8 protein-coding genes are annotated in these 8,177 nt (G+C 40.6%); 7 read left to right on the top strand and 1 reads right to left on the bottom strand.

Annotated features, from left to right (window positions below):
- The first annotated feature begins 476 nt into the window (after nucleotides 1–476).
- From hfq to radA, 7 genes are all read left to right on the top strand, one after another.
- Complete coding sequence (gene hfq / locus ACT3RN_RS13175; RefSeq protein WP_192520994.1) at nucleotides 477–1,004, top strand: RNA chaperone Hfq; 528 nt, start codon at nucleotides 477–479, stop codon at nucleotides 1,002–1,004.
- A gap of 345 nt (nucleotides 1,005–1,349) precedes the next feature.
- Complete coding sequence (locus ACT3RN_RS13170; RefSeq protein WP_192520298.1) at nucleotides 1,350–2,342, top strand: KpsF/GutQ family sugar-phosphate isomerase; 993 nt, start codon at nucleotides 1,350–1,352, stop codon at nucleotides 2,340–2,342.
- Nucleotides 2,343–2,405: 63 nt separating this feature from the next.
- A complete protein-coding gene (locus tag ACT3RN_RS13165; protein WP_192520297.1) occupies nucleotides 2,406–2,972 on the top strand; it encodes a KdsC family phosphatase in 567 nt (188 codons plus the stop codon).
- Nucleotides 2,969–3,553, top strand: a complete 585-nt coding sequence (gene lptC / locus ACT3RN_RS13160) for an LPS export ABC transporter periplasmic protein LptC (RefSeq protein WP_192520296.1) — start codon at nucleotides 2,969–2,971, stop codon at nucleotides 3,551–3,553. The genes ACT3RN_RS13165 and lptC overlap by 4 nt, the downstream gene beginning before the upstream one ends.
- Nucleotides 3,554–3,717: 164 nt before the next feature.
- Nucleotides 3,718–4,206 carry a lipopolysaccharide transport periplasmic protein LptA gene (gene lptA / locus ACT3RN_RS13155; RefSeq protein WP_225739280.1) on the top strand — a complete coding sequence of 163 codons (489 nt, stop codon included), beginning with the start codon at nucleotides 3,718–3,720 and terminating at the stop codon, nucleotides 4,204–4,206.
- A gap of 153 nt (nucleotides 4,207–4,359) precedes the next feature.
- Nucleotides 4,360–5,070 (top strand): LPS export ABC transporter ATP-binding protein, encoded by a 711-nt coding sequence (gene lptB, locus ACT3RN_RS13150; RefSeq protein ID WP_442070042.1) that lies wholly within the window; start codon nucleotides 4,360–4,362, stop codon nucleotides 5,068–5,070.
- 244 nt (nucleotides 5,071–5,314) lie between these two features.
- Nucleotides 5,315–6,754 (top strand): DNA repair protein RadA, encoded by a 1,440-nt coding sequence (gene radA / locus ACT3RN_RS13145; RefSeq protein ID WP_192520293.1) that lies wholly within the window; start codon nucleotides 5,315–5,317, stop codon nucleotides 6,752–6,754.
- Nucleotides 6,755–6,868: 114 nt separating this feature from the next.
- Here radA and ACT3RN_RS13140 read toward each other — a convergent pair whose 3' ends face one another.
- The gene (locus ACT3RN_RS13140; RefSeq protein ID WP_442070040.1) at nucleotides 6,869–7,483 is read right to left on the bottom strand and encodes a septal ring lytic transglycosylase RlpA family protein; all 615 of its coding nucleotides are present in this window, start codon (nucleotides 7,481–7,483) and stop codon (nucleotides 6,869–6,871) included.
- Nucleotides 7,484–8,177 lie beyond the last annotated feature (694 nt).

Here is an 8,177-nt window from a genome sequence, read left to right as displayed (position 1 = left end):
AAAAATTTATAAGGTTTGACGGCTATTCAAACGTTTTTAGAACCATCTTATTAGGGTGTGTCTTCATTTTTAAAATGAGGACATACCCTAATATGGAATATGAATTTACATATAGAAACTATGATGCATAAATTCATCAGAAAGTAGTGACAATTAGTTTCAAATCATAACGCAGATAACTGTTATAATTTTAATCTATCACAATGAATGCTACTGTATGGCACTACTGCTCCTCTAATCGTTACTTACTGGTGCATGTTGATAGAAATAAGCAATGACACAAGTAGTTACTTAATTATTTACAATAATAATGTATTCGCGATAAAGTGGAATCACTTAATAAGAGTTAGGATCTATTTAGATACGTTTTACAAAGATAGCTTATTATTGTATCTACCTTCAGCCATTATAATTAAAGCGACACTTAAAATAATTGGCGCTCAAAATATAACTATATAATATTTAGGAGAGATTTCATGTCAAAAGGACAAACTTTACAAGATCCGTTTTTGAACTCGCTGCGAAAAGATCGTATTCCTGTTTCTATTTTTTTGGTCAACGGTATCAAACTACAAGGCCAAATTGAATCGTTTGATCAATATGTTGTTCTGCTCAAAAATACTGTCAGTCAAATGGTCTATAAGCATGCTATTTCAACGGTAGTTCCAGCTCGCAACCCTCGTAGTAGTACATCTCCAAGCACTAGTGCTCAACCCCAAAGCGCTCCAACTGGTTATCAAGGTGGTGGCTTTGAACGTGGTAGCAACCCTGCTAGCGCAGGTGGTTTTGAAGAGCGTGGTTTTGCTTCTAACCGCAGCGGCTTCAATCGTGGTGGTTTTAGCCAAGGTCAAGAACGCGGCTTTGAACGTGGTAGCTTTGGTCAAAGTCAAGAACGCGGCTTTGAGCGTGGTGGCTTTGGTCAAGATCGTGGCTTTGAGAACCCAGCAGATAACGGTGGCTTTGAAGACAGGTCAAACGATGGATCTAATGACAACAATGGCTAAATGTTTACATGCATGATTGGAGGTGCATTGTTAAGACCTAATTTATTCGATTAAGACCTGCTTTTATAGTGGGTTTTTTTGTATAAATAAGTGTATGACAATGCATCTAGTATAGATATAGTTCAAAGAAATTCTACATGGCTACGATGGTCTCTTTTCTAGATGTAGTACTTGTACAATCTGTAGTCAGCTGCTTTACACCCACTTGATGTTTCTTTGACTATAGTTATTTATGTTATTTCTTTCATGTGACGGCAGTTAATTTATTACCGTTTTTGAAATGAAGCCACGCATTAGGCATAGTGTAGTAAAATATCTTATTTTTTATAAAAATAGAGCATATCTATGAACAATTCTCAAACCAATCTAACTCATAAACAATTTATTAGTACAGCTGTTGAAGCAATTAATACCGAGATGTCTGCGTTAGCATTATTGACAGAGCAGATAGACGATAGATTTGCGCAAGCTTGTGATATTATTTTGGCTTGCCATGGCCGAGTCGTAGTGACTGGTATGGGGAAGTCAGGGTTAATTGGTCGTAAGATAGCAGCTACGTTTGCCTCCACTGGTACACCTTCTTTTTTTATGCATCCTGGCGAAGCAGGGCATGGTGACTTGGGTATGTTAGTACAGGGCGATGTTTTGCTTGCTATTTCTAACTCTGGTGAGTCCGATGAGATTAAGATGCTACTGCCTGTCGTCAAGCGTTTGAATATACCTTTGATTAGTATTAGCCGTGATAAGCGTGGCATGCTACCACGTGCTGCTGATATCGTCTTGACACTGGGTAAGTCACAAGAGGCATGTCCGCTTAATCTGGCACCAACTTCTAGTACTACAGCGACCTTAGCACTTGGTGATGCCTTGGCAGTTGCGTTAGTGCATGCCCGTAATTTTACCTCAGAAGATTTTGCATTGTCCCATCCAGCAGGGGCATTAGGTCGTCAGTTATTGACGCGAGTTGAGGATTTAATGCATCCCAGCTCTGAGCATTTACCGATTATTCATCAGCAAGCACCTTTACAAGACGCGCTTTTTACCATGTCGGCAGGGCGCTTAGGTATGACTGTAGTGACAGATGAAAATGAGAAGGTCGTTGGCGTGTTTACAGATGGAGACCTACGTCGTGGCCTCGAAAAAGGCATAGATCTGCAAACGCCGATGTGCGATGTAATGGTGAGCAATCCACGCCGTATTAGTAAGTCCATGCGTGCATCCGATGCTCTTAGTGTAATGAACGAAAATAGTATCAGTCAGTTGTTAATCATCGATGATGAAGAACATTTGGAAGCAATTATTACGGTACATGATTTGCTACAAGCTGGTGTAAAATAAATAAACTGATATGGTAGGTTTAACAATAAAACTTAATTAATAGCCTTAAGTAAGAGGTATGTGATGCAAGACTTAATTAAAAAAGCAGGGAAAGTAAAGTTATTGGTCATGGATGTTGATGGTATCTTATCAAATGGCCAAATCATTTATGATGCCAATGGTATTGAAACCAAAGCATTTTCTGTTCAAGATGGCGTTGGGGTTAAGTCTTTAGCACGCTATGGTATTTTAACGGCTATTATTACTGGTCGCAGCAGCGCTATGGTAGATAAGCGTGCCAAGGAGATGGGCGTTCACTATGTCGTGCAAGGCCGTGATGACAAACTGATTGCTTTAACTGAATTGTTATCAATGCTGGACCCGGCGCTTAATATTACAGCAGCCGATTGTGCTTATATGGGTGATGATTTGCCAGATATTAAAGCAATGCAGACGGTAGGATTTGCTGCAACCGTTCCTAATGCACATGCAGAAGTGATCAGTCGTAGTGATACGGTGACTACTCGTGCAGGTGGTACTGGTGCTGTACGTGAAATATGTGATCTTATTTTGAAAGGTCATGGACATTATCAAAACTTTATCGGGGATTATACGCTTGATGAAGTAAGCAATCAGGGTGAGTTGCCGTGAATACTCGTGTATTAATAGTTATTACCTTGATTATTGCTGGCCTTGCAGGTTGGTTCTTTCAGCAGCAAGCCGAAGTATCACCACCAGTTAGTATAGAGGCACCAGATGTTGATTATGAAGCAACAGAGATTAAGGCGGTGCAAACTAACGAGGAAGGTGAAACAGAGTATGAGCTAACCGCTAAATCTTTGACGCATAATCCTGAAACCAATTTAGATGAGATGTCAGGTATTACTATGAATTGGGAACCTTCTGCAGAGAGTCGCTATCTGATTGAGGCGGGTACGGCTGCCATCAGTCAGCAGACAGGCGATCTGAGTTTGTCAGGTGGATTTTCACTCATTAGTGAAAACAAGAAAGAATCATCTGATATTGAACCGATAAAGGTGACAGGCAGTACGCTCAAAGGCAATACAAAATCAGGTAAAATATATAGCGAAGAGCCTGTACAGGTCGAGCAAGGCATGAACCGGTTTGAGGCTTCTAGTATGACTGCCAATCTAGAAACAGGTGAATACGAGTTTGGTCAAGTTGCCGTCTCTTTTACCTCTGCTGAACGCCAAGATAAAGCATTGTTTTAATCCCAACGATGCTTATTGTTTATATAATAGAACAGCAGCTCGCATAAAGTTTGCAAATTCTACTACCCATTATAAAACGAGTGATTTTTATGAAATCTAAATTTTTGCCTACTTTGCGCCCAAATACAGAAGTGTATGGCTTCAGTCAATTGCGGATATTGCCAATGGTTATGCTATTTGCATTACCGATTTATAGTCATGCGCTGCCATCAGACTCCAATCAAGAAATAAAGCTATTGGCTGATAAAGCGACTTATAGTGAGCGCACAGGTGTCACCAGTTATTCTGGTAATGTCAGTATTACTCAAGGCACATTCAAGATGACGGCAGATAATATTACGGTCAATTTATCACAGCAGCGTAGTATTAATTCAGCAGTAGCCACTGGGCGTCCAGCTACTATGCAGCAGATTGTTACCCAAGAGAAAGGCCTAGCCAAAGGTCAGGCTAGCAAAATCGACTATAATGCAGTTACTGGTATTATCACTTTGACAGGCAATGCTAAATTGGTTCAAAACGGTGCAAGTTTTGCAGGTAATGTCATTCGCTATAGTCTAAAAGCGGGTGATGTCGAGGCGACTGCCGGTGGTAATCAGCGAGTAGAGCTGGTATTCCCACCTAGTAGTAATAGTAGCCAAAGCGGCGTACGTTAATAAGCTAGTTCGTATATTTGTTAATATAGAAACAAGTCTGTTTTCATGTATCCGCGCTTGAATTTTCAACAGTATGAGTAAGTTATGAGTGATAATAAAAGTCTAGATTCTGTAGCATCGCATAATAATACAGCACCTGCTGCGCGACTAACGATGCAAAATTTAGGTAAACGCTATGGCAAACGTTGGGTTGTAAAAGATGTCTCATTCTCGGTTGAACAAGGACAAGTGGTTGGATTGTTAGGGCCTAATGGTGCGGGTAAGACAACCAGTTTTTATATGGTAGTAGGACTGGTGAACATGGATAGAGGCCGTGTAACGCTAGGAAAAATGGACTTGTCTAAATATGCGATGCATGAGCGCGCTCGTGCAGGTATTGGCTATTTGCCGCAAGAGGCGTCTATCTTTCGTAAATTATCTATCGAAGATAATATCTTAGCTATTTTACAAACTCGTAAAGAGTTAAGCAAAAATGAGCAACAGCAAGAACTTGAAAAATTAATTGGTGAGTTTCATTTAGAGCATGTACGCAAATCTTTGGGTATGAGTGTATCTGGTGGTGAGCGCCGTCGCTGCGAAATTGCTCGTGCATTAGCGGCTGATCCAAAGTTTATCTTGTTGGACGAGCCTTTTGCTGGTGTTGACCCAATCTCAGTGGGTGATATTAAAGATGTGATTTTAACACTCAAAAACCGCGGAATAGGGGTGTTGATTACCGATCACAATGTTCGAGATACCCTAGCAATCTGCGAAAAAGCTTATATCGTCTCAGAAGGTGCGATTATCGCAGAAGGCAGTTCTTCTGAAGTTTTAGAAAACGATTTAGTCAAATCTGTCTATCTAGGTAAAGACTTCCAAGTATAAAAGTAGTCCATGCGTCTACGGTTTCGTCACTAATGCTAGAATAAGCGTCATTTTTATAAATACCTATTTCGTTATTGCTCTTTTTTAGGCTTTTATAAAACTTTATCTTCTGTATTTCTATAGAGCAATATATGCCGTATTAATGGCCAGTTTGCCTCATGAAACCTTCAAGTCAGCACTGACAGCAGTGTCAAAGTATTCTATTTGTACTCTTAACTGATCACCTTAATAAGGCTTATATGCTATGGCAAAAAGTAAAAGCAGTTATGTCTGTCAGCATTGCGGTGCTCATTTCGGTAAATGGGCAGGGCAATGTGCAGATTGTGGAGAATGGAACAGCTTGGTTGAAGCCCCAAATGTTAGCATGCCACATCATAATAAAAGCTCGACTAAGCCAGCTGCAAATCGAGCAGCGTCTCGTGTATCAAGTAGTTCTCCAACGGGTAACTATTCTGGTACGCATAGTGCAGTCATGCCACTTAATGCAGTTAGTGTGACATTAGATACGCGCTTACCAACAGGTATTAGTGAGTTTGATCGAGTACTTGGTGGTGGCTTGGTTGCGGGCTCTGTGGTACTGATAGGGGGCGATCCTGGTATTGGTAAGTCAACCATTCTATTGCAAACTGCGACAAATATGGCGCGTGCGGAGTCATTGGCTGGTAGCGCACTTTATGTGACAGGTGAAGAATCGCTTGCACAAGTAGCTATGCGTGCCAAGCGTCTAGATTTACCAGCAGATAGATTGCGTGTGCTTGCGGAGACCAATGTAGAAACAATCTGTGCCGCATTGACACAAGAGCAGCCAGCCATTGCTATTATTGACTCCATTCAAACTATCTATACCGATGCTATCAATTCGGCACCTGGAGGCGTCAGTCAGATTCGTGAGTCAGCCGCTATTTTGACTCGTTATGCTAAGCAAACTGGCACAGCGTTATTTTTAGTGGGGCATGTAACTAAGGAAGGTACGCTCGCAGGGCCTCGTGTGCTTGAACATATGGTTGATACCGTTTTGTATTTTGAAGGTCAGTCTGATTCGCGTTTTCGCATGATACGTGCGGTAAAAAATCGTTTTGGAGCAGTTAACGAACTTGGTATTTTCGGTATGACCGACATGGGCCTTAAAGAAGTTGCCAACCCCTCAGCGATATTTTTGAGTCGTTATGACAAGCCTGTGGCTGGATCTGTGGTTATGGTGAGCCGTGAAGGTACTAGACCGCTGTTAGTGGAAGTACAAGCCTTAGTCGATGACTCCCAAGGCTCGCCTAGGCGGATGGCCTTGGGGTTAGACTTTCAGCGTCTGTCGATGCTGTTAGCCGTCATGCATCGTCATGGTGGTATTCATACTAGTGGGCAAGATGTATATGTCAATGTCGTCGGTGGTGTAAAAGTTATAGAGACAGGGTCTGATTTGGCAGTATTGTTGGCTTGCGCATCAAGCATTAAGGAACGAGCATTACCTTCTTCATTAGCAGTATTTGGTGAGGTGGGACTGTCTGGCGAAATTCGTCCTGTACCCAATGGTCAAGAGCGTCTCAAAGAAGCGATGAAACATGGCTTTAAGCATGCCATCATTCCCAAAGCCAACGCTCCGGCAAAGGATGCTCCTCAATTTAAGGGTATCAATGTCATCGCTGTTGAGCGTCTTGATGATGCTATTGAAAGTGCGTTTGAATTATAGCCCTGTTGGTATAACATAATACAGGCAGTAAACTAGAAAATAAAAAGCGCCTAACTTATAAATAGTTAGACGCTTTTTATTATTTAATATAGGCAAATGAGGGGTTCTAAAATATTATGGTCCTGCAACTCGCTCGATAGAAACGTTGCCAACGCCTTTATTTGTAATACCCAGTTGCTTAGCAGCGGCATACGACAAGTCTAATACACGGTTAGCATGGAAGGGCCCGCGGTCATTTACCTTAACGACGACAGTTTTACCATTGGTATTGTTGGTTACTTTTACATAGCAGTTCAATGGTAATGAACGATGGGCAGCTGTTAAAGCATTCATATCAAACGTTTCGCCACTCGCTGTTTTGCGTCCATGAAACTTACGACCATACCAAGAAGCTAGGCCGGTCTGTTTGAACTTGCTAACGGAATTAGAGGCAACGGCTGTTAGACGCTCTAATACATCTTCATCATTGGTTACTTGAGCCGTATCAACGGCTAGTAATGAGCTACTAAGCGCCAATGAAGTAGGTTGGCGTGCTGATTTAACTAGGTTTGATGCACCGTCATGTTGGCGGCTGAGCTCACTAAGGACGCGGTCAATATGGGAGGCGTTATCTTGTGAAATCATCGCAAGGGATGTGTTTGTTTCTACAGCGTTTGCATTAGTGATCACTGCAGAGCCAGCAAACAGTACTGCTGACATGGTAAATAAACCAGATACACGCTTATTCATAGATACCTCTATAGCTTATACATTAAAATCTAACTCTGATCATATTAGATTGCGTGTGAAAATATCAGATTGACCTGACTGTGTCGCATGTTTTAAAGCCTTATTATCAATTTGATCTTATATCACCATTGATACCAGACAAGACTTTTATAGATTTTAATACAGAGTGATTTTTCTATTATCATAAGTGATCGACTGTAACGTGACGGTAGATGCTTATGATAGGCTCAAATGATAGTCAAGAATATTGGTAAAGCACATCATCTAAATATGTAAATTTAGTACTAGGGCACGCCCCAAACTTATAAACTATCAATGGTTTTCAGTACGACTTTGTGGTCAAACCGTTAATTAAGTAATTTATTTGAAAGCTCTAAATCTATAATCCACCGATTATACGGACTAGCTATAACCAGAATATAATTGGGTGAAAGTTTTTTTAGTAGCTATGTACAGATTTTGTATCAAAGTACATTTAATTGAGATTAACGCAATTGTTTATAAAAAACAAGGGTTAAAACCTATCAGTAATAATTATCAAATATAGATTTTAGTAGGGAGCTTTAAAGAGTTGTTATTTTTATTTTATTAAAATCAACAACTTGTGCTGCCTGAATATATGACTACGAGTGCTTTTTATAGCAGTATAGATATCGCATCATTAAAATAATTAAATATGGGAAGTCATTAAGTT

The organism is Psychrobacter sp. AOP5-GZ1-6 (assembly GCF_052376345.1).
Classification (GTDB): Bacteria; Pseudomonadota; Gammaproteobacteria; order Pseudomonadales; family Moraxellaceae; genus Psychrobacter.
This window is presented reverse-complemented; position numbering and strand designations above follow the sequence as displayed.

Bases quoted from the DNA above. Each gene is read 5' to 3' on its own strand.
- hfq (WP_192520994.1), top strand. From the start codon at position 477: ATGTCAAAAGGACAAACTTTACAAGATCCGTTTTTGAACTCGCTGCGA.
- ACT3RN_RS13170 (WP_192520298.1), top strand. From the start codon at position 1,350: ATGAACAATTCTCAAACCAATCTAACTCATAAACAATTTATTAGTACA.
- ACT3RN_RS13165 (WP_192520297.1), top strand. From the start codon at position 2,406: ATGCAAGACTTAATTAAAAAAGCAGGGAAAGTAAAGTTATTGGTCATG.
- lptA (WP_225739280.1), top strand. From the start codon at position 3,718: ATGGTTATGCTATTTGCATTACCGATTTATAGTCATGCGCTGCCATCA.
- lptB (WP_442070042.1), top strand. From the start codon at position 4,360: ATGCAAAATTTAGGTAAACGCTATGGCAAACGTTGGGTTGTAAAAGAT.
- radA (WP_192520293.1), top strand. From the start codon at position 5,315: ATGGCAAAAAGTAAAAGCAGTTATGTCTGTCAGCATTGCGGTGCTCAT.
- ACT3RN_RS13140 (WP_442070040.1), bottom strand. From the start codon at position 7,483: ATGAATAAGCGTGTATCTGGTTTATTTACCATGTCAGCAGTACTGTTT.